Annotated in this window: 19 protein-coding genes; 12 read left to right on the forward strand and 7 right to left on the reverse strand. The window is 71.0% G+C overall.

Going from position 1 to position 25180, the window contains the following annotated elements; all coding sequences use genetic code 11:
• Nucleotides 1-7: 7 nt before the first annotated feature.
• A complete protein-coding gene (locus E3O46_RS14300) occupies nucleotides 8-1417 on the reverse strand; it encodes a DUF6421 family protein (protein WP_134561938.1) in 1410 nt (469 codons plus the stop codon).
• Nucleotides 1418-1810: 393 nt separating this feature from the next.
• Here E3O46_RS14300 and E3O46_RS14305 point away from each other — a divergent pair, with 393 nt between their 5' ends.
• A complete protein-coding gene (locus E3O46_RS14305; RefSeq protein ID WP_134561939.1) occupies nucleotides 1811-3877 on the forward strand; it encodes a glucose PTS transporter subunit IIA in 2067 nt (688 codons plus the stop codon).
• 79 nt (nucleotides 3878-3956) lie between these two features.
• On the opposite strand, the gene E3O46_RS14310 is transcribed toward E3O46_RS14305, so the two are convergent.
• The gene (locus tag E3O46_RS14310) at nucleotides 3957-5159 is read right to left on the reverse strand and encodes a N5-glutamine methyltransferase family protein (RefSeq protein WP_134560395.1); all 1203 of its coding nucleotides are present in this window, start codon (nucleotides 5157-5159) and stop codon (nucleotides 3957-3959) included.
• A gap of 245 nt (nucleotides 5160-5404) precedes the next feature.
• Between E3O46_RS14310 and E3O46_RS14315 the strand changes: the two genes are divergently transcribed.
• The 7 genes from E3O46_RS14315 (at nucleotide 5405) to E3O46_RS14345 (ending at nucleotide 12720) form a co-directional block, all read left to right on the forward strand.
• The gene (locus tag E3O46_RS14315; protein WP_134561940.1) at nucleotides 5405-6493 is read left to right on the forward strand and encodes a LacI family DNA-binding transcriptional regulator; all 1089 of its coding nucleotides are present in this window, start codon (nucleotides 5405-5407) and stop codon (nucleotides 6491-6493) included.
• Nucleotide 6494: 1 nt separating this feature from the next.
• Nucleotides 6495-8156, forward strand: coding sequence for a sugar ABC transporter ATP-binding protein (locus E3O46_RS14320; protein WP_134561941.1), 1662 nt, complete (start codon nucleotides 6495-6497; stop codon nucleotides 8154-8156).
• A 5-nt stretch (nucleotides 8157-8161) separates the two neighbouring features.
• The gene (locus tag E3O46_RS14325) at nucleotides 8162-9133 is read left to right on the forward strand and encodes an ABC transporter permease (protein ID WP_338145029.1); all 972 of its coding nucleotides are present in this window, start codon (nucleotides 8162-8164) and stop codon (nucleotides 9131-9133) included.
• Between the two features lie 65 nt (nucleotides 9134-9198).
• A complete protein-coding gene (locus E3O46_RS14330) occupies nucleotides 9199-10143 on the forward strand; it encodes a substrate-binding domain-containing protein (protein ID WP_134560387.1) in 945 nt (314 codons plus the stop codon).
• Complete coding sequence (locus E3O46_RS14335) at nucleotides 10140-11078, forward strand: ribokinase (protein WP_134560385.1); 939 nt, start codon at nucleotides 10140-10142, stop codon at nucleotides 11076-11078. Before E3O46_RS14330 ends, E3O46_RS14335 begins: the two co-directional genes overlap by 4 nt.
• Complete coding sequence (rbsD, locus tag E3O46_RS14340; protein ID WP_134446179.1) at nucleotides 11075-11458, forward strand: D-ribose pyranase; 384 nt, start codon at nucleotides 11075-11077, stop codon at nucleotides 11456-11458. Before E3O46_RS14335 ends, rbsD begins: the two co-directional genes overlap by 4 nt.
• A gap of 116 nt (nucleotides 11459-11574) precedes the next feature.
• On the forward strand, nucleotides 11575-12720 hold the full coding sequence (locus E3O46_RS14345; protein ID WP_134560381.1) for a glycerate kinase: 1146 nt from the start codon (nucleotides 11575-11577) through the stop codon (nucleotides 12718-12720).
• A gap of 26 nt (nucleotides 12721-12746) precedes the next feature.
• On the opposite strand, the gene E3O46_RS14350 is transcribed toward E3O46_RS14345, so the two are convergent.
• Together E3O46_RS14350 and E3O46_RS14355 are read right to left on the reverse strand one after the other, a co-directional pair.
• Complete coding sequence (locus E3O46_RS14350; protein ID WP_134446181.1) at nucleotides 12747-13541, reverse strand: 2,3-bisphosphoglycerate-dependent phosphoglycerate mutase; 795 nt, start codon at nucleotides 13539-13541, stop codon at nucleotides 12747-12749.
• Nucleotides 13542-13644: 103 nt separating this feature from the next.
• Nucleotides 13645-14412 (reverse strand): hypothetical protein, encoded by a 768-nt coding sequence (locus E3O46_RS14355; RefSeq protein WP_338145030.1) that lies wholly within the window; start codon nucleotides 14410-14412, stop codon nucleotides 13645-13647.
• Here E3O46_RS14355 and E3O46_RS14360 point away from each other — a divergent pair.
• On the forward strand, nucleotides 14411-15247 hold the full coding sequence (locus E3O46_RS14360; RefSeq protein ID WP_134446182.1) for an SDR family NAD(P)-dependent oxidoreductase: 837 nt from the start codon (nucleotides 14411-14413) through the stop codon (nucleotides 15245-15247). The two genes, E3O46_RS14355 and E3O46_RS14360, sit on opposite strands and share 2 nt — an antisense overlap.
• A 13-nt stretch (nucleotides 15248-15260) precedes the next feature.
• On the opposite strand, the gene E3O46_RS14365 is transcribed toward E3O46_RS14360, so the two are convergent.
• Nucleotides 15261-16205, reverse strand: a complete 945-nt coding sequence (locus tag E3O46_RS14365) for an NADP-dependent oxidoreductase (protein WP_134561942.1) — start codon at nucleotides 16203-16205, stop codon at nucleotides 15261-15263.
• A 139-nt stretch (nucleotides 16206-16344) separates the two neighbouring features.
• On the opposite strand from E3O46_RS14365, the gene E3O46_RS14370 reads away from it, so the two are divergent.
• Genes E3O46_RS14370 through E3O46_RS14380 form a run of 3 tightly spaced genes read left to right on the forward strand, consistent with a single transcriptional unit; the run spans nucleotide 16345 to nucleotide 18929 of the window.
• On the forward strand, nucleotides 16345-17364 hold the full coding sequence (locus E3O46_RS14370) for a LacI family DNA-binding transcriptional regulator (protein ID WP_134446184.1): 1020 nt from the start codon (nucleotides 16345-16347) through the stop codon (nucleotides 17362-17364).
• Nucleotides 17365-17373: 9 nt separating this feature from the next.
• Entirely contained in the window at nucleotides 17374-17898 is a 525-nt protein-coding gene (locus E3O46_RS14375) for a pyridoxamine 5'-phosphate oxidase family protein (protein WP_134446185.1), read from the forward strand.
• Complete coding sequence (locus E3O46_RS14380; protein WP_134561943.1) at nucleotides 17895-18929, forward strand: oxidoreductase; 1035 nt, start codon at nucleotides 17895-17897, stop codon at nucleotides 18927-18929. The genes E3O46_RS14375 and E3O46_RS14380 overlap by 4 nt, the downstream gene beginning before the upstream one ends.
• Nucleotides 18930-18990: 61 nt before the next feature.
• Here E3O46_RS14380 and E3O46_RS14385 read toward each other — a convergent pair whose 3' ends face one another.
• Both E3O46_RS14385 and E3O46_RS14390 read right to left on the reverse strand, forming a co-directional pair.
• Nucleotides 18991-24087 (reverse strand): SCO7613 C-terminal domain-containing membrane protein, encoded by a 5097-nt coding sequence (locus E3O46_RS14385; RefSeq protein ID WP_134561944.1) that lies wholly within the window; start codon nucleotides 24085-24087, stop codon nucleotides 18991-18993.
• Nucleotides 24088-24320: 233 nt separating this feature from the next.
• Nucleotides 24321-25136, reverse strand: coding sequence for an alpha/beta fold hydrolase (locus E3O46_RS14390; protein ID WP_134560373.1), 816 nt, complete (start codon nucleotides 25134-25136; stop codon nucleotides 24321-24323).
• Nucleotides 25137-25180: the final 44 nt, after the last annotated feature.

Genomic DNA, 25180 nt, shown 5'->3' on the forward strand with positions numbered 1-25180 from the left:
GCCCCGCCTAGTCGCGCCCGGTGATGCCGGCCGTCGACTCGATGACGGCCTTCATCTTCTTGTCGAGCGCCTCGAAGAACATCGAGAGCGGGAATTCGTCGTCGAGCACGAGGTCGGTGTACCCCTTCGGAGGTCCGGCGAGCACGTCGAGCGGGAGCCCGCGCGCCCAGGCCGAGGCCGGGTTCGGCGTGAGCGTCTCGGCGATCATCGCGTACGCGGCGAGCCAGTGCGCCTTCTTCGGCCGGTCGATCGAGGCCCAGTAGAGTTCGTCGATCCGGGCGCCGAGTGCGATCACGACGTCGGGGACGGCGTCCCAGTCGAGGCTGAGCGCAGTGTCCGTCCAGTGCAGCACGTGGTGCTGGTGCATCCACGCGAACAACAACTGGCCGCCGAGGCCGTCGTAGTTGCGCACCCGGCTACCGCTGATCGCGAAGCGGAAGATCCGGTCGAAGATCACCGCGTACTGCACGAGGCTCGCATGCCTGCGGGCCTCCGGGCTCGCGTTGTCGTCGCGCGCGATCGTGACCGACTCGCGGAAGGCGGTGAGGTCGCAGCGCAGTTCCTCGAGGGAGTAGAGGAAGAACGGCATCCGCTGCTTGATCATGAACGGGTCGAACGGGAGGTCTCCGCGCATGTGGGTGCGGTCGTGGATGAGGTCCCACATCACGAAGGTTTCCTCGGTGAGGTGCTGGTCGTCGAGAAGCGCCGCGGCCTCGGTGGGCAGCTCGAGGCGGGTGATGGCGGATGCTGCACCGACGACCCTGCGGAAGCGCGCGGCCTCCCGGTCGGCGAAGATCGCACCCCAGGTGAAGGTCGGGATCTCGCGCATCGCGACCGTCTCGGGGAAGAGCACGGCCGAATTGGTGTCGTAACCGGGTGTGAAATCGAGGAACCGGATCGGCACGAACAGCTTGTTCGTATACTCCTGCTCGAGTTCGGCGACGAACTCCGGCCAGATCACCTCGACCAGGACCGCCTCGACCAGACGGTTCGTGCTGCCGTTCTGGGTGTACATCGGGAAGACGACGAGGTGACGGATGCCATCGGTCCGGTGCAGCTGCGGCTGGAACTCCATCAGGGAGTCGAAGAAGTCGGGCACGCCGAAGTCTTCGGCCGCCCAGCGGGCGAAGTCGCGGCCGAGCGCCGCGAGGTAGCCGGCGTCGTGCGCGAAGAACGGGGCGAGTTCCTCGATGGCCGAGCGAATCACGGCGACGTGGCCGGCGGCATCCGCCCGGTCGGCGGGCTCGGGGACCGAACCGTCCTTGGCCTGGATGGCCTGCATCGCCGTGGCAGCGGCCTTCAGTCGCAGCCACGCCGGGGTGGTGGCGACGTCTGTGCCGACTGCGGTGCCGAGGTCCGGCGTGTCCTCGAGAACCTCGGGCTCACCGACCAATGCTTCTGCACTGTAATTCGACATGGGAACCTCCCGTCCTCGTGAATGCCGCGGTCGCGGCGGTGTGTACGCGCTTCTCTGCGCGAGCCCCCAGCGTATCCGGGGACAGACGGCGTTTTCATGCGGGCTGCCGCAGTGAATCGCCGTGTTCGGCCGGTTTCGCGCGTGAATAAGCCGCGCAGTGCAGCCCGGTACCGCCCACGGGCGCTCCCGATCTCCCTCGGTCCATCCTGAAACGATTCATGTTCCCTGCGCTCGAAGCGTCGGTCAAAACCGGTGCTGAGATGTGCACAAAGATCGTGTACGTTGCTAATGATGTGTGAAAACCCACACGACTTTCTCAGCCGGCCCACACGGTCGCCCTGAGTCGTGCCACCGGAGACACACGTTCTTAATCCACACCCAAAGGAGTCCAAGGTGGCGTCGAAACCTGCTGCAGAGATTATTCAAAGTATCGGAGGTGCCGGAAACGTCGTGGGTCTCACCCATTGCGCCACCCGGCTCCGCTTCCAGCTCAAGGATGCATCCGGTATCGACCAGTCGGCCGTCGAGGCGATTCCCGCCGTCCTCGGCGCCGTCCCCCAGACGGGCGACCGCTACCAGGTCGTCATCGGTGGCGCGGTTGAGACCGTGTACAACGAAATTATGGCCCTCCCCGAAATGAAGCGGATCAGCTCCGGCGGATCCAGCGAGGGCGACTCCGTCGCCGATATGAAGGCTGCGGGGAAGGCAAAGGGACCGCGCGGAAAGTTCGCCGCCCTCGACACGTTCTTCGAGGTCCTGTCCGACTCGTTCCGTCCCATCCTCGGTGCGCTGCTGGGCGCGTCGCTGTTCATCACCTTCATGGCCTTGATGGCGACCCTCGGTGTCATTCCGGCCTGGAACGCGCCCGGCGTCACCCTTGATCCGTCGTGGCAGTTCGTGAACCTGATGTGGCAGGGCGTCTTCGTCTTCCTGCCGCTGATGGTTGCATACAACGCCTCCAAGCGGATGGGCGCCGACCCGTGGGTCGGCTTCGGCATCATGGCCGTCGTCATGCTCCCGGGCTTCACCGCCCTGGGGAAGACCGATGGTGCGGAGTCCGTCTTCGGCGGCCACGCATCCGTCGTGCAGATCTTCGGACTGCCGCTGACGGTGTTCGACTACAGCTCGCAGGTGTTCCCGCCGCTGCTGATGGCCGGAGTGCTCGCCGCCCTGACCGTGCTCCTGAAGAAGATCATTCCGTCCAGCGTCCAGCTGATCTTCGTGCCGTTCATCAGCATGCTCATCATGATCCCGCTGACCGCCTTCCTGATCGGCCCGATCGGTGTGTACGGCGGAGCCGGACTCGGTAACTTCCTCAAGTCGATCAACGATTTCTCGCCGTTCATCTTCGCGGTCGTCATCCCGCTGGCCTACCCGTTCATGGTTCCGCTCGGCCTGCACTGGCCGCTGAACGCGATCATGCTGCTCAACATCCAGTCCCTCGGGTTTGACTTCATCCAGGGCCCGATGGGCGCCTGGAACTTCGCGTGCTTCGGCGCCACTGCCGGTGTGCTCTTCCTCGCCATTCGCGAGAAGGACCGCCTGATGAAGCAGACCGCGACGGGCGCTCTCGCTGCCGGTCTCCTCGGCGGTATTTCCGAACCCTCCCTCTACGGAATCCACTTGCGGTTCAAGCGCATCTACCCGCGCATGCTCATCGGTTGCCTCGTCGGTGGCGTCATCATCGGACTCGGCGGCGGCGTCAAGACCAGCGCATTCGTCTTCACCTCGCTGCTGACCATCCCCGCGTTCGACAACATCCCGCTGTACACGATCGCCATCGCTGCAGCCTTCTTCACCGCGATGATCCTCGTGATCCTCTCCGGCTATCAGACGCCGGAACAGAAGGCGGAAGTTGCCGCCCAGGTTGCGGCCGACGAAGCCGAAACGAGCAAGAAGTCCGCACACGTCGCATCCGTCGCAGCACCGGTTGCCGCCGGTACTGCAGGCGCAGGCGTCGCCACTGCGACCAGCGCCGGAACGGCCACCGCCGTCGCCACCCTGCTCGCCACGATCGGTTCGCCGGTCGCCGGTATCGTCGTTCCGCTCGCCGAGGTCCCTGACCCCGTGTTCAGCAAGGGAATCGTCGGCCCCGGCGTCGGGATCGACCCGACAGAGGACACCGTCTACGCCCCCGCTGCCGGCAAGGTCCTCGTCGCCCAGCCGACCGGTCACGCCTTCGGGCTGCTGCTCGACAGCGGCGTCGAACTGCTCATCCACGTCGGTATCGACACCGTGAACCTGGCCGGCAAGGGCTTCGACGTCAAGGTCGCCGCCGGCGACCGCGTCGAAGCCGGCACCCCGCTGGTGGTCTTCGACCGCACGATCATCGAGGACGCGGGCTACTCGCTCGTCACCCCGGTGCTCGTGACGAACGCCCGGAAGTTCGGGCCCGTCGAGCAGGCTGCCTCCGGCCACGTCCAGGTCGGAAGCCCGCTCCTGACGGTCGCCGCTAAGTAACGGTCGTCATCAGGTAATACGCATCACGTTTCACCGCACAAGGCGGGCAGAGGATTCTCTGCTCGCCTTGTGTTCTTTGTCAGGAGCGCTCAGGGGCGGATGCCGCGCGCAGTCGCCAGAGCGAGGTCACCTCTGCGGCCCTCGCCGCGTGCAGCGGGTCGTCGGCGTCGGCGGCCTTCCGGTGCACGGGCTTCGTGTCGAGGCGTGCGACGACCTCGAGACCGGCGTCGTCGAACTGGTCGAGCAGGGCGTCCCTGGAACGCAGCCCGAGGTGCTCGGCGATGTCGGAAAGCACGAGCCAGCCCTCGCCTCCGGGTGCGAGATGCCCGGAGAGGCCGGAGAGGAAGCCCTGCAGCATCTGCCCGTCCGGATCGTAGACGGCGTGGTCGGTTGCGGTGACGGCGGCTCCGGGGATCCACGGCGGGTTGCAGACGATCAGGTCGGCGAGTCCGGACGGGAACAGGTCGGTGTCCTCGATCGTGACCGACGTCGTGAGGCCGAGCCTCGCAACGTTCTCGCGCGCACAGGCCAGCGCGCGCGGGGACGTGTCCGTGCCGATCACGCGATCGAAGCCACGGCCGGCGAGGATCGCGGCGATCACGCCGGTGCCGGTGCCGATGTCGAAGGCGGTGCGGGAGGCATCCGTTGCCGCGCTCGTGCTCCCGGTCGAGGCCGTCGCGGGGAGCGGCGCGGCGAGCACGAGGTCGAGGTATTCTCCGCGAACGGGCGAGAAGACGCCGTAGTGCGCGTGGATGCTGCCGCCGAGCGCCGGGACGACGACGCCCCTCACCCGCCACTCGTGGGCGCCCATCACGCCGAGCAACTCGCGCAGTGACGTGACCGTCGCGGCACGGCCGGCCGGGCCGTAGGTCTCGAGGCAGGCGGCTCGGGCATCGGGCGCGCGCCGCAGGGCGATCGTGTAGTCGGCGTCGAGCGGAATGAGCACGAGGCCGAGCAGCCGGGCGCGCTCGTGGGCGTCGGCCCTGGTCCGTTCGAAGAGGGCCGCCGGGCCGCGGCGCGGCGGATGCGTGCGGCGGCGCGCGGTGTCGATGTGGTCGATGCGGCGGGCGAGTGCGCCGAGCAGCTGCCGGGCGTTCTGGAAATCGCCGGCCCACAGCATCCCGGTGCCCGACTTGGCGAGGCGGTATGCCGCGTCCGCGGTCATCCGGTCGTCGGCGACCACGACGGTCTCGGGTGCCGGCCAGTGGTTCTCTGAGTGCCAGCCGGTGAGCGGGGGCGACGGATGCGTGAGATCGGTGGGCTTCAGCGGCGTGCGGGACATGGGGTCCGCTCCTGTGACACGACACGTGGTGGCTGGGCCTCCGACGCTCGTGCGCGTGGGACTCGTCCCCCCGGACGAGTGCCGGCGGTCTCCCCTGAGTATCGCAGCGTTCGGAAGGGAACGGGGCTGGCGAACGGGGTTGTGCGGCAGGGGTGTTGACAGCCGGGAGGGCAGCCACCTAGTATGGAAACGATTCCATGGAATCGTTTCCACGACGCAGGGCCCAATCACACAATGAGGTGAGCATGATGAACGCGATCACGATCCGCGAGGTCGCAGCGCTCGCCGGCGTCTCCGTCGCCACAGCCTCCCGGGTGCTCTCCGGCAACCCGGCCACCTCGCCGACCTCGAGGGCCCGCGTCGCCTCGGCCGCGGCGGAACTCGACTTCCGGCCGAACGCCCAGGCCCGCGCGCTGCGCGGAGCCAGGACGAACGCCCTGGGCCTCCTGGTTTCCGACGTGCGGAACCCCTTCTTCGCCGACCTCGCCCACACCGTCGAACAGGCGGCCAACCTGCACGGCTACGTGACCCTGCTCGGCAACGCCAACGAACGCGCCGACCAGCAGGACCGGTACCTCGACACCCTGATCTCGCGGAGGGTCGACGGCATCATCCTCGCCCCCGTCGGGGAGGGGAGCGACAGCATCCGCTCCCTCATCGCCCGTGAGATCCCCACCGTCTTCGTCGACCGCACGATCGCGGGCATGGACCTGCCGAGCGTGACGACGGATGGAACCACCGGCATCCGCCAGGCCGTTGAACACCTCGCTGCGGCCGGCCACACCCGGATCGGTTATATCTCGGGGCCGCAGGCCAGCTCGACCGGGCGAGACCGGTTCGCCGCCTTCACCCGGTGCGTCACCGAGAACGGGCTGAGCGCCGACCCCTCACTCGTCTACTTCGGCGACTACCAGGCGGCCAGCGGCTCGGCCGGCGTGCACGCCCTGCTGGGCCTCCGCGAGCCGCCGACCGCCCTGATCGTTGCCGACAGCCTGATGGCCGTCGGCGCCATCGCCAGCCTGCACGACCGCGGGGTGCTTCTCGGCGTCGACCTCGCCATGGTCGCCTTCGACGACGTCGAGTGGTTCGCGCTGCTCAACCCCGCACTGAGCGTCATCTCGCACAGCGTCGCCGACATGGGCCGCACCGCGGTGGACCTGCTGCTGCAGGTCATCGACGGCGGCACCCCTGCCTCGGTCGTGCTGCCGAGCGAACTGATCGTCCGGGCGTCGTCGGCACCGGCCGGAACACCGGGAACACCGCCCCGCCCGCCCACGCCGCCCGCGGCACCCCCAGCACCCACAGCCAGTCATAACAGCGTAAGGACGCACTGAAATGAATCCACAACCCCTGGTCACCCTGCAGAACGTGGGCAAGACCTTCGGCCAGGTGACCGTCATCAAGGACGTCACCGTGAGCGTCTACGCCGGCCACGTACAGGTGCTCCTCGGCGAGAACGGCGCCGGGAAATCCACGCTGATCAAGATGATGGCCGGGGTATACCAGCCCGATTCCGGCGACATCGTGGTCGACGGCGCCGTCGTGACGCTCCCGACGACCCGCGCGGCGGAGGACCTCGGTATCGCCACCATCCACCAGGAACTCAACCTCGTGCCGACCATGAGTGTCGCCGAGAACGTGATGCTCGGGCGGATGCCGACCAGGCACGGCATGGTCGACCGGCGCGCCCTCCGCAACCGGGCGCGTGCCGCCCTCGCCCTGATCGGTCTCGACGTCGACGTGGACACCCCGGTCGGCGAGCTCGGCATCGCCAAGCAGCAGCTCGTCGAGATCGCCAAGGCGCTCAGCATCAACGCGCGCATCCTCATCCTCGACGAGCCGACAGCCGCACTCACCCGGCACGAGACCCAGGCGCTCTTCGCCGTGATGGCCGACCTCCGGCGCCGCGGCGTCGCGATGCTCTTCATCAGCCACCACCTCGACGAGATCGCCGAGGTCGGCGACACGGTCACGGTGCTGCGCGACGGCGAATTCGTCGCCGAGGTGCCGGCCTCGACACCGGAAGCGGAGCTGGTGCGGCTCATGGTCGGCCGCAACATCGAGGACCAGTTCCCCCGGCGCGCCCCCGTGCTCGCCGAACCGGCCGAGATCCTCGCGGTCGAGAACCTCAGCGCGAGCGGCTCGTTCAGCGACGTGAGCTTCACCGTGCACGCCGGTGAAGTGCTCGGGATCGCCGGACTCGTCGGCGCCGGTCGCACCGAACTGATCCGGGCGATCGCGGGCGTCGACCACTACGACTCCGGCGCCGTTGTGGTGCGCGGGCACCGCCTGCCGAAGGGCAACATCCCGGCCGCGATCGCCGCGGGCATCGGCCACGTGCCCGAGGACCGCAAGGGACAGGGGCTCGTGCTCGGGGCATCCGTCAACGACAACCTCGGCTACGCGACGCTCGCGTCGACCGCACGCCTCGGGCTCGCAGACTTCACCGGCCAGCGCCGCAGGGCCCAGGCCGTCGCCGAGAAGCTCCGCATCCGGATGCACACCATCGACCAGCCCGTCGGCGCACTGTCAGGCGGCAACCAGCAGAAGGCCGTCTTCGGCCGCTGGATCATCGCCGCCTCGACCGTGCTGCTGCTCGACGAGCCCACCCGCGGCGTCGACGTCGGCGCCAAGGTCGAGATCTACGAACTGATGAACGCGATCACGGATGCCGGTGGCGCGATCGTCATGGTCTCGAGCGAACTCCCCGAGGTCCTCGGCATGAGCGACCGCATCCTGGTGATGCGGGACGGCCGGATCGCCGGCGAGCTCAGCGCCGCGGACGCCACCCAGGACGCCGTGATGACCCTCGCCGCCCGGGAAGCGGGCAGCACCGAGATCGACGCCATCGTCGACGACATCGAATCCGACGAACCGATCAACGAACCGATCAACGAACCGATCAACGAACCGATCAACGAACCGATCACCACAACGACCGACGGCGACCTCGCCGCCGTCACCCGCGACAACGCACCGACCCACGAGAAGGAATGACACCGATGTCCACGACTACCCTGGCCCCGGCGCGCCGCCGCGTCGACTACAAGAAATTCCTTGCCAACAACGGAGCGCTCGTCGGCCTCGTCGTGTTGTGCCTCGCCCTCTTCATCGCCACCCCGGACTTCCTGACCGGGCAGAACCTGCTGAACATCGGCATCCAGGTCTCCACCGTCGCCGTGCTCGCGTTCGGGATGACCTTCGTCATCGTCGCGGGCGGCATCGACCTGTCGGTCGGCGCGGTCGCCGCCCTCGCGGCCATGGTGTCCAGCTGGCTCTTCGTCGCCGCCGGGCTTCCCGGCTGGTTGACCCTGATCGGCGGGCTCGTCACCGGGCTCCTCGCCGGGATGGTCAACGGCCTCGCGAACGCCTACGGCAAGCTGCCCTCGTTCATCGCGACCCTCGCGATGCTGAGCGTCGCCCGCGGCCTCACCCTCGTCATCTCCGACGGCCGCCCGATCAAGACAGCGGCCGAGGTTTCCTTCCTCGGCGGAAACCTCGGACCGGTCCCGATGCCGATCGTCGTGCTCCTGCTCTCAGCCGTCGTCGCCTCCTTCGTGCTCAACCGCACCGTGATCGGGCGGTCGATGTACGCGGTCGGCGGCAACGCCGAGGCGGCGCGCCTGTCCGGGCTGCCGGTCAAGCGCATCCTCGTCACCGTCTTCGCCCTCGCCGGCCTGTTCGCGGCGCTCGCCGGGCTCCTCCTCGCCGGCCGGCTCGACTCCGCGCAGCCCCAGGCGGCTGCCGGCTACGAGCTCGACGCCATCGCGGCCGTCGTCATCGGCGGCGCATCGCTCTCTGGCGGCCTCGGCAAGATCTCGGGCACCTTCGTCGGCGCGCTCGTGCTCGTCGTGATCCGCAACGGCCTCAACCTGCTGAACGTCACCTCGTTCTGGCAGCAGGTCGTCATCGGCCTCGTGATCGCCCTCGCCGTCGGCGTCGACGTGCTGCGCCGCAAGACGCGCAACAGCTGAGCACTATTCCTCCACACCCGCACTTTCTCCCTTTCCCTCCATCGCTCAAACCAAAGGAACACACAATGAAGTCGTCCTCTTTCCGCAGAATCGCCGCCGTCACCACCGCAGCCGCCCTCATCCTCGTCGGCACGACCGCGTGCGGCCGGGGCGGTGGGGACTCGGCATCCGGCACCAAGATCGTGCTGGCCGTCTCCACCCTGAACAACCCGTTCTTCGTCGAGCTGCGCGACGGCGCCCAGGCCGCCGCGACCGCCGCCGGCCTGCAGCTCAACATCGTGGATGCCCAGAACGACTCGGCGACCCAGGCCAACCAGCTCGCCACGGCCGCATCGAGCGGGGCCAAGCTCGTCATCGTCAACCCCGTCGACTCGGATGCCGCCGGCTCGGCCGTCAAGGCGCTCAACACCGCGAACATCCCGGTGATCGCGGTCGACCGCACCGTCAACGGCGCAACCGTCGCCTCCCTCGTCGCGAGCGACAACGTCGCCGGCGGCAAGCAGGCCGCGGTCGAGCTCGCGACCGCGATGGGCGAGAAGGGCAGCGTCATCGACCTGCAGGGTGTCTCCGGAACCAGCGCGAGCCGCGACCGTGGCGCCGGCTTCGAAGAGGGCATGAAGGCCTACCCGAACATCACCGTCGTGGCCAAGCAGACCGCCAACTTCGACCGCGCCACCGCACTCGACGTGACGACGAACCTGCTCCAGGCCCACCCCGAGGTGACCGGTGTCTTCGCCGAGAACGATGAGATGGCCCTCGGAGCCGTGCAGGCGCTCGGATCCCGCGCCGGGACCGACGTCAAGGTCGTCGGCTTCGACGGAACCACCGACGGACTCGCCGCGATCACAGCAGGCACCCTCGCCGCCACGATCGCCCAGCAGCCCGCCGAACTCGGCAAGCTCGCCATCGAACTGGCCGTCAAGACCCTCGCCGGCGAAAAGGTCGACGCGACCGTCCCCGTCGAGGTCGTCACCGTCACGAAGACGAACGTGGGCGACTTCACCAAGTGAGCTCCTTCACCCCCACCGCTGACGGCGGCCCGATCGTCGTCGTCGGCTCGATCAACGTCGACCAGCTCATGGTCGTCGAGCGCCATCCCGCGCCAGGGGAAACCCTGATCGCGCGGTCGATGGAATTCCTGCCGGGCGGCAAGGGCGCCAACCAGGCCGTCGCAGCGGCCCGGCTGGGCGCGCACGTCAGCCTCGTCGGCGCCACCGGGAGCGATTCCGTCGCCGGGCTCACGATGGCTCTCCTCGAGCGGGCCGGCGTCGACCTGTCCGCCGTGTCCGCCATCGACGGCCCGACCGGCCTCGCCCTCGTCACCGTGGCCGACGACGGGGAGAACACCATCGTCGTCGTCCCCGGGGCGAACGCCGCCGTGGGGGCGGATGTCGTCGGTGACGCCGCCGACCTCATCGCGCGGGCCGCCGTCGTCGTGCTGCAGGGCGAGATCCCCGCCGCCGGCATCGAGGCGGCCGTCCGCCTGGCCACCGGCCGGGTCGTGCTCAACCTCGCTCCCGTGATCGCCGTCGACCCCGCCACGATCCGGCGGGCCGACCCGCTCGTCGTCAACGAGCACGAGGCCGCACTCGTCCTCGCGCTCGTCGACCCCGGCACGGACATCCCCCGTGGGGACGCCGAGCTCGTGGCCAGGCTCCGCGCCTGGGGCGTTCCCGCCGTGGTGCTGACCAGGGGAGAACAGGGTGCGATCTGTTCCGATTCCCTCGGCACGACCACGGTTCCCTCGCCCCGGGTCGCAGCGGTCGACTCCTCCGGCGCCGGCGATGCCTTCGTCGGGGCGCTCAGCGGACGGCTCGCCGCCGGCTCCAGTCTCCTCGACGCCGTGCGCCTCGCGGTCAGGGTCGGCGCGTTCGCGGTGCGCACGCTCGGCACCCAGCAGTCGTATCCCGGCGCGGACGACGAACTCCCCGAGGTGGAGAAGTGAAGCGGACCGGCATCCTGAATGCCGACCTCTGCGGCGCCCTCGCCAGACTCGGGCACACCGACCTGGTCCTGGTGGCCGATTGCGGCATGCCGATCCCGGCGGGGGTGCCGGTGGTCGACCTCGCTCTCGTCCACGGCATTCCGCGGTTCGAGCAGGTCCTCGATGCCCTCACAAGCGACATGGTGTTCCAGCACTGCATCGCCGCCGAGGAAGCGAAGGGCGCCCCGGCGGGTGCCTGGCTGGCCGAGCGTTTCGACGGGATCGAGTACATCAGCCACGAGGATCTCAAGGCGCTCTCCGCGTCTGCCAAGCTCTTCATCCGCACGGGCGAGGCCACGCCGTACGCGAATGCGGCCCTGGTCTGCGGGGTGTCATTCTGAGCCACGGCTCTTGAGATCGACGTGGTCCGCCGAAACGGCCACACTGAAGGGGCCGGGGAAATCTCCCCGGCCCCCTTTTCTCACCCCATCGGTTGCGCCCGGCAGAGGATCACCGCATGAAGTTCGTTCTGGCACCCGACTCCTTCAAGGAATCGATGACCGCGGCGGAGGCCGCGGCCGCGATGGAACGCGGCATCCGTTCGGTGTTCCCGGATGCCGTGTGTATCGTCGCGCCGATGGCCGACGGCGGGGAGGGAACGGCAGACGCCCTCGTGACCGCGCTCGGCGGCACCCTCGTCACGGCCGAGGTGCAGGATGCGCTCGGACGAACGGTTCCGGCGACCTATGGGTTCGTGGCCGCCGAGGGCCTGGCGGTCGTCGAGATCGCCGCGGCCGCCGGCATCCACCTCGTCGCGGTCGCCGACCGTGACCCCCGGATCGCGAGCACCTTCGGGGTCGGCCGGCTGATCGTTGACGCGCTCGACCGCGGCGCACGCCGGTTCATCGTCGGGCTCGGCGGATCGGTCACCAACGACGGCGGGGCGGGCATGCTTCAGGCGCTCGGCGCGCGGCTGCTCGACGTCGGCGGCGCTGAGCTGCCCCGCGGAGGCGCAGCCCTTGCCCGCCTCGCCCGGATCGACCTGTCCGGGTTCGATCCGCGACTCGCGGACACGTCTTTCCGGATCGCGTGCGACGTGACCAACCCGTTGCTCGGCCCGAGCGGGGCCAGCCGGGTGTTCGGACCCCAGAAGGGTGCGGATGAGTCGACCGTGGCCGAGCTCGACGCTGCCCTCGGCGTCTTCGCGTCCGTCGTCACGTCGATGACGGGCCGCGAGGTCGCCACGGTCGCCGGCGCCGGCGCCGCCGGCGGGCTCGGAGCGGCCTTCCTCGCCTTCTTCGACAGCACGATGCAGCGCGGCGTTGACGTCGTGATGGAGGCCGCCCACCTCTCCGAGTCGATGGCGGGCGCCGACATCGTGTTCACGGGGGAGGGCAGCATCGACGCCCAGACCCTCGGCGGGAAGACCCCGCTCGGCGTCGCGGAAACCGCGGCCAGGCACGGCGTGCCCGTGATCGCCTTCGCCGGCCGGGTCGGGGAGGGTGCCGAGGCGCTGTACGGGCACGGGTTCGCCGCTCTCGTTCCGATCGTCCTGGGCGTCTGCACCCTGGCGGAGGCGCTCGCCGCCGGCGCGGCCAACCTCGAGAAGGCCGTCGCGACCACCTGTCGCCTGCTCACGGTTCCGCAGCACTCCCGGCCCTGACTTGTGGCATCCGCAACTCGAGGGGACTAGGTGCCGCCGTCGGCGGTGAGCCGGGCCGCGGCGGGCAGTGCGGCGGCGGAATCGAGGTAGTGGCCGCCCGCCGAGAGCGGCTGCCGCGGGAGCGCGCCCGTGGGTTCCTGCGCCAGGTCGGCGGCCGTGAAGCGATAGACGAGCGGATGCCCGGTCGGAAGATTGAGCCGGTGGATCGCGTGGTCGTCGAGGCCGTCCAGCAGCGCGCAGTAGGCCCGGAGCGAGTTCCCGTGGGCGACGACGAGCACGGTCTGGCCGAGGCGGAGGCGCGGAACCACCTGTTCGGCGTGGAACCGGCCGACCCTCGCCATGACGTGGCTGAGCGCCTCGGTGCGGGTGAGCGCTTCGGCAGGGAGCCCGCGGAACAGGGGCGATTCGCGCGCGGCCGCGAAAGCCTCGTCGTCGAGGGGGGGCGGAGCGGTGTTGACCGACCTGCGCCAGGCCAGGAACTGGGCCTCGCCGAATTCCGCCCGCACGTCGGCCTTCGAGCGACCGGTCAGGGCTCCGTAGTTGCGCTCGTTGAGCCGCCAGTCGGCCTGCGGGGCCGCTGGGTGTTGTCGCAGCTCCTCGACCAGGATGTCGGCCGTTCGCCGGGCCCGCTGCAGGGCTGAGGTGAACACGGCGTCGGGGTGGAGGCCCGCCGAGGCTACCAGCCTGGCGGCGGACCGGGCCTCTGCCGCCCCCAGATCGGACAGCGGCGCGTCGAGGATCCCGGTGAACAGGCCGGAGGCATTCGCCGTGCTCTCGCCGTGCCGCAGGAGCACGAGAGTGCCGGGAGTGCGGGTGCTCACTGGCCTGTCCTCTCGGCGTTCCGACCGGGACGCTCCTGTCAGGCTATCGCCCGGCCGTGCCCGGCGCGGTCGTGCTGGGCACGGCCGTTCCGGGGCGGACGGCTCAGAAGTCGAAGCCGCCGCCGAAGTCCCCGCCGCCGAAGTCGCCCCCGCCGAAGTCACCGCCGGTGTCGGACCCCGTGTCCGCTCCGGCTTCCGTGCTCGTGTCGCTCGCGGAGTCCCCGCCGGAATCGGTCCCTGAATCGCTCGCTGCGGCATCCGTCGCCCCCGGGTCCGGCAGGAACGCGCTCACGAGCGCGGACCCGATCACGTAACCGGCGACCGTGCCGAGGATGGTGCTGCCGACCATGCCGCCGAACCCCAGGCCGCCCTGGCCCTGGCGGCCGAGGGTGCGTTCGAGGGTGCCGGGCTCGCGGAGCTCTGCACGGGTGGCGGCCTTCGCGAGCGTCGCTGGCGCGGCGTCGGCCGGGCGTTCGCTCGGCGTGGCGTTCTCGGTGAGGCGCTGGAAGAGCAGGTCGCGCTGCTGGTCGGTGAGCTTGGCGAAGGCCTCGGTGTGCACTTGCTCGATGGTCTCCGGCGGCGCCGTGCGCAACAGGTACTGGTAGCGCTCGACGGCGATCTCGTCGTCGGTGCGCTGCGGGACGGCGCCACGCGTGGTGGGCGCGGTGCGGGCCTGTGCCGTGCTGCCCTGTTCGTCGCGGCCGAAGAGGCGGTCGAGGAATCCCATGGTGTGCTCCTGGTCAGTCGTCTTGTGAGTCGTCGATCGGTTGCGTCCACGATGCCAGCCGGGGCTGGGTATGCACTGGGCTTCCGGGGCGCTCCCCAGGATGGCGGCTCCCGGACCGGCGGCGATGATGAATGATGGAGGCATGACTCGAACCGTTTCCGGAGCCCGCGTGCTGATCACCGGCGCTGCCAGCGGCATGGGCCGCCTCTACGCCGAGCGGGCCGTCGCAGAGGGGGCGCGGGCGGTGATCCTGTGGGATCGGGACGCCGCCGCTCTCACCAGGACGGCCGCTCGCCTCTCCGAGGGGGCCACCGGCTCGACCGCGGTGTTTCCGTACGTCGTCGACATCGGAGACCTGGGTGCGATCGCGCAGACAGCCCAACGCGTGCGCACGGAAATCGGAAATCCGGACATCGTGATCAACAACGCCGGGATCGTGCGCGGCGCCTTCTTCTGGGAACACGACAACGGCGACGACACTCGCCCCACCATGCAGATCAACGCCCTCGCCCCGATGTACATCGCCCGCGAGTTCCTGCCGGGGATGATGAGCACCAACGGCCGGGAATCGCGGATCGTGAACATCGCCTCGGCGGCCGGCCTGCTCTCCAACCCGAGGATGAGCGTGTACGCGGCCTCGAAGGCCGCCCTGATCGGCTGGAGCGATTCCCTGCGGCTCGAGCTCGTGCAGCAGGGTTTCAGCCGGGTCAAGGTCACCACGGTGTCGCCGAGCTATATCTCGACCGGCATGTTCGACGGCGCGCGCGGGCCGCTCCTGACTCCCATACTCACACCGGAATACGTCGTCGACCGGGTCTGGCGGGCCATGCTCGCCGGGACTCCGCAGGTGACCATGCCGTGGACGGTCGGTCTGTCGAAAGTGTTGCGGGGCATCCTGCCGCTGCCGGTCTGGGATCTCGTGGCCGGCCGCGTCTTCGGCGTTTACAACACCATGGACGACTTCGTCGGGCGTCGCTGACCGTCCGGGCGGGTCAGGGCAGCAGGACGATCTTGCCGCGCGGATGCCCGTGCTCGCTGAGCTCCTGGGCTGCGGCCGCCTCGGCGAGCGGGAAGACCGCCGCGATCTCGACATCGAACCGGCCGGCGGCCGCCAGCTCGGTTGCAAGTCGCAGGCCCGCCGCCCTGAGCTCGACCTGCTCCGGGGTGAGCGGAACCGGGCTGCCGCCTGACCAGGCCTGGATGCCGAGCTCCGCCGCCTTCCGGCCGACCACGATCGTGCCGATCCTGCTGCGGTCGGCGACGAGCGCGAAGGAAGCCTCGAGGGCCTCGTCGGTGCCCGCGGCATCCAGGACGACGTCGACGCCCCGGGGAGCCACCGAACGGATGCGATCGACGAGACCGGGCCCGTACACGACCGGGATCGCGCCGAGTTCGGCCAGCCGGGCCTGGTTCGGCTCGCTCGCCGTCGCGATCACGGTCGCGCCGTCGAGCAGGGCGAACTGGATCGCGGCCTGTCCGACGCTGCCAGAACCGCCGTGGATGAGCAGGGTGTCCGCCGATCCCAGTCCGAGGGAGCGGAGCGCCTGGTAGGCCGTACCGGCCGGCACTCCGAGGGCCGCGGCCTCCGCCCAGCCGAGTCCGTCCGGCTTGCGAGTGAGCTGCGCGGGGGTCGCTGTCAGGTGGCTGGCATAGGCGCCAGCGGCGCCGAGCACGATCACGGCGTCCCCGACCGACCAGCCGGTCACGCCGGCGCCGACCTCGACGATCCGCCCGGCGGCGTCGGAGCCCGGCCGCCTCGGCGTCGTGATCGGGCCCGTCGGGCGGATGGCCCTGCGGATCTTCCAGTCGATCGGGTTCACGCCCGCCGCCCGGACCGCGACCACGACTTCGCCGGCGGATGCCCGGGGCTCGGCCACCTCGACCAGCTCGAGCACCTCGGGTCCGCCGAATTTGCTGTACTGAACGATCTGGGCCATGGGGTCTCCTCGAGTCGGTGGAGGGCGGAATGACAACCCCCTCCCGCATTTTGACACCTCTGCGCCTCCGCAATAGTCTGGGCATCAGCTTGGAAACGTTTCCACTTGACGCAGTCCCGGCAGGGCAGGGGGTGCAGTGATGGTCACGATCACCATCAAGGACGTTGCCGCGCTCGCCGGCGTCTCCGTCGCGACGACGTCCCGGGTGCTCTCCGGAAACCCCGCCACCTCGGCGGACGCCCGCTCCCGGGTGCAGGCGGCCGTCGCGGAGCTCGACTATCGGCCGAACGCCCAGGCCAGGGCGCTCCGGTCCACCCGCACGCACGCGATCGGCCTGCTGGTGCCGGATGTCCGGAACCCGTTCTTCGCGGACCTCGCCCACACGGTCGAGCAGGCTGCCCTCGTGCACGGCTTCGTGACGCTGCTCGGCAACGCGAACGAGCGGAAGGACCAGCAGGACCGGTACCTCGACAACCTGATCGCCCGGCGCGTCGACGGCATCATCGTCGCGCCGCTCGGTGACGGGAGCGGCAGCATCCGCTCGGTCGTCGGACGGGAGATCCCGGCCGTCTTCATCGACCGCACCATCGAGGGCATCGACCTGCCGAGCGTCACGACGGACAGCGACACCGGGATCCGGGAGGCGGTCGATCATCTCGCCGCGCTCGGGCACACCCGGATCGGCTACATTGCCGGGCCGCAGTCCACCTCGACCGGCCGTGAACGCTACGCGAGCTTCGTCCGGGCCGCCGGCGACCGGGGCCTCAGCCTCGACCCAGCGCTCATCGTCTTCGGCGACTTCCAGCCCGAGAGCGGCTCGGCCGCCGTGCGCACCCTGCTCGCACTCAATGAACCGCCGACCGCGCTTCTCGTCGCGGACAGCCCGATGGCGTTCGGCGCGATCGGCGCGATCCAGAAGCTCGGCCTCCGGATCGGCACCGACGTCGCCCTGGTCTCCTTCGACGACATCGACTGGCTCGCCCTGCTCGATCCGCCCGTGAGCGTCATCGCGCACAGTGTCGCGGACATGGGCCGGATCGCCGTCGACATGCTCAGGACCGTGATCGACGGCGGCACGCCGGAGTCCGTGCGCCTGCCCAGCCGGTTGATCATCCGGGGCTCCTCCGCGACCCCGGTCGATCCCAGTCGATCCCGCTAGGCTCTGCGCGTGACCGAATCCTTCCGTTCCCTGTTGCGCTCCCTGCCGGACTTCCCGGCCTCCCTCCCGCCCTTCGACGCGAAGGCCGCCGAGTCCGATCCCGCCCTGCTCTTCCAGGCCTGGCTTGCCGCCGCCCTCGCCGCCGGGGTGCCGCAGCCGCACGCCTTCAGCCTCGCCACGACGACCGCTGCCGGCCAGCCGTCCTCACGGATGCTGATCCTCAAGAACATCGACGAGGCCGGCTGGCACTTCGCGAGCTCCGCGACCTCGCGCAAGGGCCTCGAGCTCAGTGAGAACCCGAGCGCGGCGATGAACTTCTACTGGCCGCAGCTGGGCAGGCAGGTGCGCGTTGTCGGTTCGGTGATCGAGCTCTCGGCCCGGGCATCCGCGCAGGACTGGGACGAGCGCCCCGGCGCCGACGGCCGGCCCAACTCGAGCTGGCGGCTTTACGCGCTGCAGCCGAGCGAGATCGAGTTCTGGCAGGCGAGCGCCGACCGGAACCACGTGCGCTACCGGATCGAGCTGTCGAAATGACCACCGCTTCTCCGAAGAAGTCGCCGAAGAAGCCCGGCTGGACCGCCGCGGACATCCCCGACCTCCAAGGCCGTACGGTCATCGTCACGGGAGCGAACTCGGGGCTCGGATTCGTGACGGCGTCCGAGCTGGCCGGGCACGGGGCATCCGTCACCCTCGCCGTGCGTGATCTCGCCAGGGGCGAAGACGCAGCGCGGCGCATCCTGGCCGGGCTGCCGGCCGACCGGGCGGCGGATGCCGCGGTGCAGGTGCGCGAGCTCGATCTGTCCAGCCTCGCCTCGGTTCGGTCCTTCGCGAGTGCCTGGCTCGCCGAGCACCCCGAAGGACTCGACGTCCTCGTCAACAACGCGGGCGTGATGAACGTGCCGGAGCGCCGGACCGTCGACGGATTCGAACTGCAGTTCGGCACCAACCACCTCGGCCATTTCGCCCTCACCGGGCTGCTGCTGCCCGGCCTCCTCGCCCGCGCCGCGGCGGCCACCGCCCCGGACGCGGTCACCGGCCCGGACACCGGCCGGAAGGCCCGGGTCGTCACACTCTCCTCCGCACTGCACCGGCGCGGCCGGATGGACTTCGACGACCTGATGGGCGCGCAGAAGTACAGGGCCTGGGCTGCCTACGGCCAGAGCAAGCTCGCCAACCTGCTCTTCACAAGCGAACTCCAGCGCCGGGCCCACGCGGCAGGGGCACCCCTGCTCGCCCTCGCCGCCCACCCCGGGTACGCCCGTACGAACCTGCAGTCCGTCGGCGCAACCATGCGCGGCAACAACAACGGCTTCGAACGCCGACTGACGGATCTCGCCAACCGGGTCCTCGCCCAGCCGGCCGAGATGGGGGCGCTGCCCACGCTCTACGCCGCGACCGAGCCGGGACTCGCCGGCAACACCTTCGTCGGGCCGGACGGCTTCGGCGAGCAGCACGGCCACCCGCATCCGGTCGGGCGGTCCGAACGGGCCGGCAACCACGCGGATGCCGTGCGCCTGTGGTCGGAAAGCGAACGCCTGACCGGGGTCACCTTCGATCTCGGCTGACAGCGCGCCCGCGTCACGGCAGGGGGGCGGCGACACGCGACGGTGTCGCTGCGCTGACCCGTCAGCGGAGCGACGAGATGCCGAGCGCGATCTGCTTGAGAGCGCGGATCCGCTGCTCGTAGCGGGCAGCGAGCACGATCAGCAGGGTGCCGCCGATGCCGAGCCACAGCCACCAGGCGACGGCCTCGTAGGCCAGCGCGATCCACGGCCACAGCTGGGCGAGACCGTGCACGAGTAACACCACGGCGCCCAGCACGAACGGCGCCTGCAACCGCTGCCACAGGCCGGCCAGCAGCACGGCGACCGCGAGTACTCCGAGCCCGACGACCCGCCAGAGCGGGCTCTCGGTCACGTCGAGCAGGAGCGACGGACCGAGCAGCACGAAGAGGCCCGGTGCGAGCCACGGCCAGCTGCGCGCGGACGGCGTCGCCTCGAGGTGCAGCCAGCCGCTCGTGACGAGCGCGAGGGCGAGCGGAACGCTCACGATCTCGATCGGGTGCGGCACGCCGTGGCCATAGCCGGCGAGCACCGCGACTCCGCCGGCGGCGATGGCCAGCCACGCGACCCAGCGGCCGGCCCGGCCCGGGTCGAGCTGGAACACCGTGACGTGCACCGCGGAGAATGTCCAGGCGAGCAGCACGACGCGGATCGTCGCGAGAGGCGCATACCCGAGCGCGGCGACTTCGGCCCCGAGCACGCCGGCCATCGCCAGGATCACGAGACCGTAGCCGAGCGCCGACGTCGCGGCATCCGTGGCCGGCACCTGTCGCGGGCCGGTCCGCACCGGGCCGGGCGTCGAACCGGTGAAGCGAATGCCGTCGCGCGCATCGCCGTCGACCGGGCCAGTCGGTGGGTGGTCGCCGACGGCCGCGGCGAGACCGGCGACGGGGCCGCGGCGGGCCGCGGCCAGGAGGGCGATCCCGGTCGCGGCCACGAGCACAGCCGCGGGCAGGAGCCAGCCCTCGAGCCGGGAATCCGGCCCGGCCGGGACGGTGTCGAGGAGCGGGCTGACTCGGTTCAGGGCGGTGAGCAGCACGGCGACGAGTCCGGCGGAGACGGCCGGCCAGGCCAGCGGACGCCACGCCGGTGTCGCTGTGAGCGTGGCGCCGGCGATCGCGAGTGCGCCGCCGAAGGTGAGCACGAGGATCGGGCGGAGCAGGGACCCGTCCGGTGTCGGCGGGATCGTGGCGCTCGGGAGCACGGCGAGCAGGAGGCCGGCCTGGATCCAGAACCGGGTCGACCGGGCCGCGCCCGAGTCCGCGGCCGTGGCCGGGACGGGGCTGTGGAACTGGCCGGCGGCGAGGAGGCGCCCGCCGACGATCACGAGTCCGACCGGAACCGTCACGATCTCGAGCGGAACCGGGACACCGTGCAGGTATCCGCCGAGCAGTGCGACGCCGGCGCCGCCGAGGGCGGCCCAGGCGAGAGCGCGGCCCTCCCTGGTGCGGTCCCACCGGATCAGACCGACGTGCGCTGCCGCGCAGGCGAGGGCGAGCAGCACGACGCGCGGAGCGGCGAGCGGGGTCTCGTCGGGGGCCGCTGCGGCGAGGCTGAGGACCTCGGCGAGTGACCCGAAGGTGACGGCGACCGTGAGCAGGCCGTATCCGGTGCGCACGGCGAGCCTGGCCGTGAGGTGGGCGTCACCGGGACCCGAGGCGTCCCCGAGCATCCGTCGCCCGGAGCGTGCGCTGAGGATGCCGGCGACAACGAGAACCAGCAGTGCGGGCAGGAGCCAGGCCTCGATGAGGAGCCCTGCGTCTTCGGTGGAGCGGAGGAGCGCCACGATCCGGCCGCCGCTCGTCACGAGCAGCCCGAGGGTGCCGCTCGCCGCGGCCGCGGCGAGGTACCCGGACCGCGGCGGGGTCCAGCGCAGGGTGCAGGCAGTGAGCAGCAGCGCGGCCGAGACGCCGGTGACCGCGAGCGGGCGGGCGAGCGGGCCGGTCCCGGCGACAAGCGCGACGGGCACGAGCGCGACGAGCAGCCCGGCGAGGGTGAGCCAAGCGGCGACCGGGCTCCCGGCCGTCCTGCGGTCGACCAGTCCGAAGCGGCGGATGAGCGCGGCCAGCACGAGCAGGACCGCCGCGACGGGCAGCACGTAGGGTTCCACGGCCTCGGTGCCTGACCGGGAGAGGCCGAGCCAGAGGCCCGCGATTCCGAGGCAGAGCGCCACCCAGCCGAGGTGCCGTCGCGCGGAGTGCGAGCCGAAGAGCCCGTCGGGGGTGATCGCGGCCAGGAGCGCGGCGAGGCCGGCGAGGAGGAGCGCGACCCAGCCGAGCGGGCGGCTCGTGGCGATCGCCGTGATCGTTGCCGGGCCGAGCACGAGCAGTGCGCCGACCTCGAGGGCGAGCCGGTCGGAGTGACCGCGGGACACCGTCCCTGGCGACGTGCGTAGCGCGAGCGACCCGAGCGTGAGCCCGAGGGCGCAGCACAGGATGGCGGCGGCCGGCGCGGCCACGTCGGCGACGGTGGCGGGGGCATCCGCTGCCCGGAGCACGGCGCCGAACAGCAGGAACAGCACCGGGGCGATCGCGACGATCGCGGTGAGCCGCTCGATGGGAGCGGCGGCGCGGTTGCCGCGGAGCGTGAGCCAGAGCACGGCGGCAGTGAGCAGCAGCACAGTGTGGATGATGCCCGCTGCCGGTTCGGGCTGCAGCAGGACGGCGCGACCGGTCGGGTCGAGGGCGGCGGCGAGGTCCCCGACGGGCAGGGCGAAGGCCAGGATCGTGGGGGCGAGCAGGGTCCGGAAGGCCCAGCGGCGCTCGGTGGGCTGCACCCAGCGGGGCAGCGGCACCGCGAAGAAAAGCTGGAGGAGCGCGGTCGCGAGGGTGAGGCCGCGCAGCTGGTCCACGAGCAGCACGGTCGCCGGCGGTCGGGCGCCGAGGGTGAGCGCCCACGGCGCGACGACGGCGGCGAGCAGGGTGAGCAGGAGCGCGCCCGCCAGGAGCGCGCCGCGTCCCTGTTCCCGCCCGCTGTGCGCGGGGCGGTCGGGGGTTCCCGCGATGTGGGTTTCCTGGACGTTGCCGAGCAGGCCGCGGGCGACGACGAGCGCGAGGATGCCGGTGGCTGTGCCGATCCACCAGGTGTCCGACCGCGCCCAGCCGACCAGGAAGCCGAGGGAGACGCTCACGATGACGAGGGTGAGCACGATGGGACGGAGGGAACCGAGCGGCAGCCGGTCGCGCTGGTGCGCGAGCAGGGCGAACAGCGCGCCGCCGCCGAGCAGCCCGAAGAGCAGGGTGACCAGCCATACCGAGCCGGGGAGCTGCCCCGCGAACGGGACCGCGAGCACGAGAGTAGCCGCGAAAACCGCCGCGACCAGGCGCGTGCGAGCGTGCAGCAGCCCCCCGGCGTGCCAGATGACGGCGGCCAGGGCGCCGGCTGCGACGAGGGCGCTGAGGGCCCAGAGACTGTTCGGGCCGACCGGGTTGTCCAGCTCGTCGAACCAGGAGAGGAGCGGGTTGAACGGCCTGCCCGGGTCGCTCGCGAACACAGTCAGGCCACGCACGAGCGCGACGCCGAGCGGCCACGCGGCGCTGGAGACCGTCGCGAGGGCGAAATAGCCCGCGGCGAGGGCCGCCGTCAGGGCCGCGACGCGCTCGGCGGTGCGCCGCGGACCGGCGGCGCGGTTGGACACGAGCTCCAGGCCGAGCGCGAGGGTGAGCGCGACCAGCAGGGGCGCCGTGACAAGGAGCGGGATGCTGGTGGTGCGGATCGCGACGATCAGGGCGATCAGGGCGAGCGCGAGGGCCGCGACGGCCGAACAGAAGCAGGCGAAGGCGAGCGAGCCTGCGCCCGGGCCGGCCGGGGCAGAGGCTGAGGCGACGGATTGGGCAGGGTCGGCCGGGGCCTGGGCCGGAGGTACCGCGCGCACCCCGAGGATCGTGACGGAGTGCACGGCGGCGACGAGCGCGACCGCGCCGAGCAGCCAGAGCGGGGAGAGTTCGCTGCCCGTCTCCACGAACGGGGCCGTTGCGAGGGCACCGAGCAGCGACACGACGGCGAAACCGAACACGATCGCCCGCTCGGGCGCCCGGTCGGCGCCTGGCCAACGACCGACCGGCGCGGCGGCGCCCTTCGGCGTCGACGCCCGGGTGAACCGGTGGATGAGCGCGCCGACGGATGCCCCGAGGCACGCGAGGTAGACCCGGGTCAGGTCGTCCTGGCCGACCGCCGCGGCGGAGACGAGCAGGCCGAGCCCGGGCGCGGCGGCCGCGAAGCCGGCGACACTCGCAACCCGCAGCCCGGATACGGCGTGCCAGCCGAGGAACAGCCCGGTGCACACGAGGAGCGTCACCCCCCAGTAGCCGTCGGACTCCGCCGCGCCGAGCCCGAAGAGGTCGTTCTGCCGGAGGGACCAGGCGTCGAGCAGCACGAGCACGACCGCGAGGGCGCCGATGCCCTCCGCCGTGACCCCGAGTCCGCGGCGCTTGAGCACCGCGGCCGTGACCAGCGCCCCGGCCGTGAATGCCCCGACGATGAGGGAACGCACGAGGAGCCCGGCGAAGATCCAGGCGACCGTGAGGAAGAAGATCGCGGCGACCGACACGAGAGTGACCCCGACCACGAGCAGCAGGATCTGCACGCTCGACCGTTTCGGCGGGAGCGAGGGGTCCCGCGGCGCAGGTGCGGCCTTCGGGAGTGCCTGCCGCGGCGGGGACTGGTGGGCCGGCGTGGACAGCGCCGGCGTGGACAGCGCGGGCGCTGATCGGGAGGGCGTCGGCGTCGCGTGCTCTGACGGAACCGGCACCGATGGCGCGGTCGAAGCCCAAGCCGCGATCGGGACCACCAGGGGAGCAGTCGCCGGCGGTTGGGGGAGCCAGGACAGGGGAGGCGCCGGAGCCGGCGCGGTCGGCGTGTGCTGCACCTGTTGGGCGGCGGCCCGGGCCCGGGCGGCGTCGAAACGCAGGCGCCCGATCAGCGCCACGCGCCGGTCGAGCAGTTTCGCGGCATCCGTTGACACGGCCAGCAGCTCGGCGGCGACCGGATGCCGCAGGTCGAGCCCGCAGGACGGGCACCCGTATGGCGCGAGCGGGGTCTGGCAGGCCGGGCACAGGGTCGTGTCGGTCAGGTCGCGGAGCGAGCCGGGCCAGAGCACCGTGCCCGCGTGCTGCGCGAATGGATCGGGTGCGGCTGAATCGCCGCCGGCCGGGTCTGACATCGTTGCCCCTCGCTTGATGTGGACTGCCCCCACAGGTTAGCGTGTCGCCGCCCGCTGGCGGGATGCCCCGTTCGGCCTGTGGACAACCGCTCCCGTCTCCGCCCGCGCCCCCTGTCGTTCCGCGAGAGCGGAGTTGTGGCCCCTAAACCAGCGTTTTAAGGGCCATAACTCCGCTCTCGCGGGAGTGCGAGCGGATGCTCCGGGCGGGGCGGGGCGGGGCGGGGCGACGGGGGCTAGAGGCCGTTCGAGGTGAGCCAGTCGAGGAGTACCCGCTCGAACTCGTCAGGGAGTTCGACGCTCGGCAGGTGCGCGGCGTCGCGGAAGGTGCAGCCGCTCGCGAAGGGCAGCGTCGACAGCAGGTACTCGTACTGGGCGAGCGCGGGCGTCACGTCGAACTCGCCGACCGTCACGAGCGCGGGAACCTCGATATCGATCACCCGGTTGCTCGCGGGCGGTTCGAGCGGGATCGGGATCGGGTTCTCCTCGGCGTGCACGACATTGACCCGGTTGAGCGCGTAGGCCGTCGACACGAACTCGGGATCGAGGGCCTTCTCGTCCCTGGTCGTGCCGATCGCCCACAGCGCGACCTCCAGCCGGGCGAGCCGGTGCCAGTCACGGGCGTCGAAGGCCTCGTCGAGTTCGTCGAACCGGGCGTCCTCGAGCTCGGTGAGCTCGACTTCGGGGAAACCGCTCGGGCCGGACCCGATCGTGACGAGCCCGGCGACCCTGTCCGGGCTCTCGAGGGCGATGTCGATCGCGATCGACCCTCCGCGCGAGCAGCCGACGAGGGTCGCGGACGCGATGCCGAGATGATCGAGCAGCGCGACGGCATCCGCCCGGTTGGAGAACGCGACGTTCTCGGTCGTGGTCTGCCCGAAGCCGCGCGCATCGAACCGCACCACGAAATGCCTGGCGGCGAGGGCTGCGACCTGGGGGTCCCACATGCGCAGGTTCGCGATGCCGGCGTGCAGCAGCAGGATCGCCGGCGACGACAGCGCACCTTCGGTCTCGTAGTACATCGACGCACCCGGAACGCTGAGATGAGGCATGCTTCGAGCGTACGGCTGTGGCGTGACCGCTGGCAAGACTCGCG

This window comes from Cryobacterium glucosi (genome assembly GCF_004402235.1).
In the GTDB taxonomy this organism is placed as follows: domain Bacteria; phylum Actinomycetota; class Actinomycetes; order Actinomycetales; family Microbacteriaceae; genus Cryobacterium; species Cryobacterium glucosi.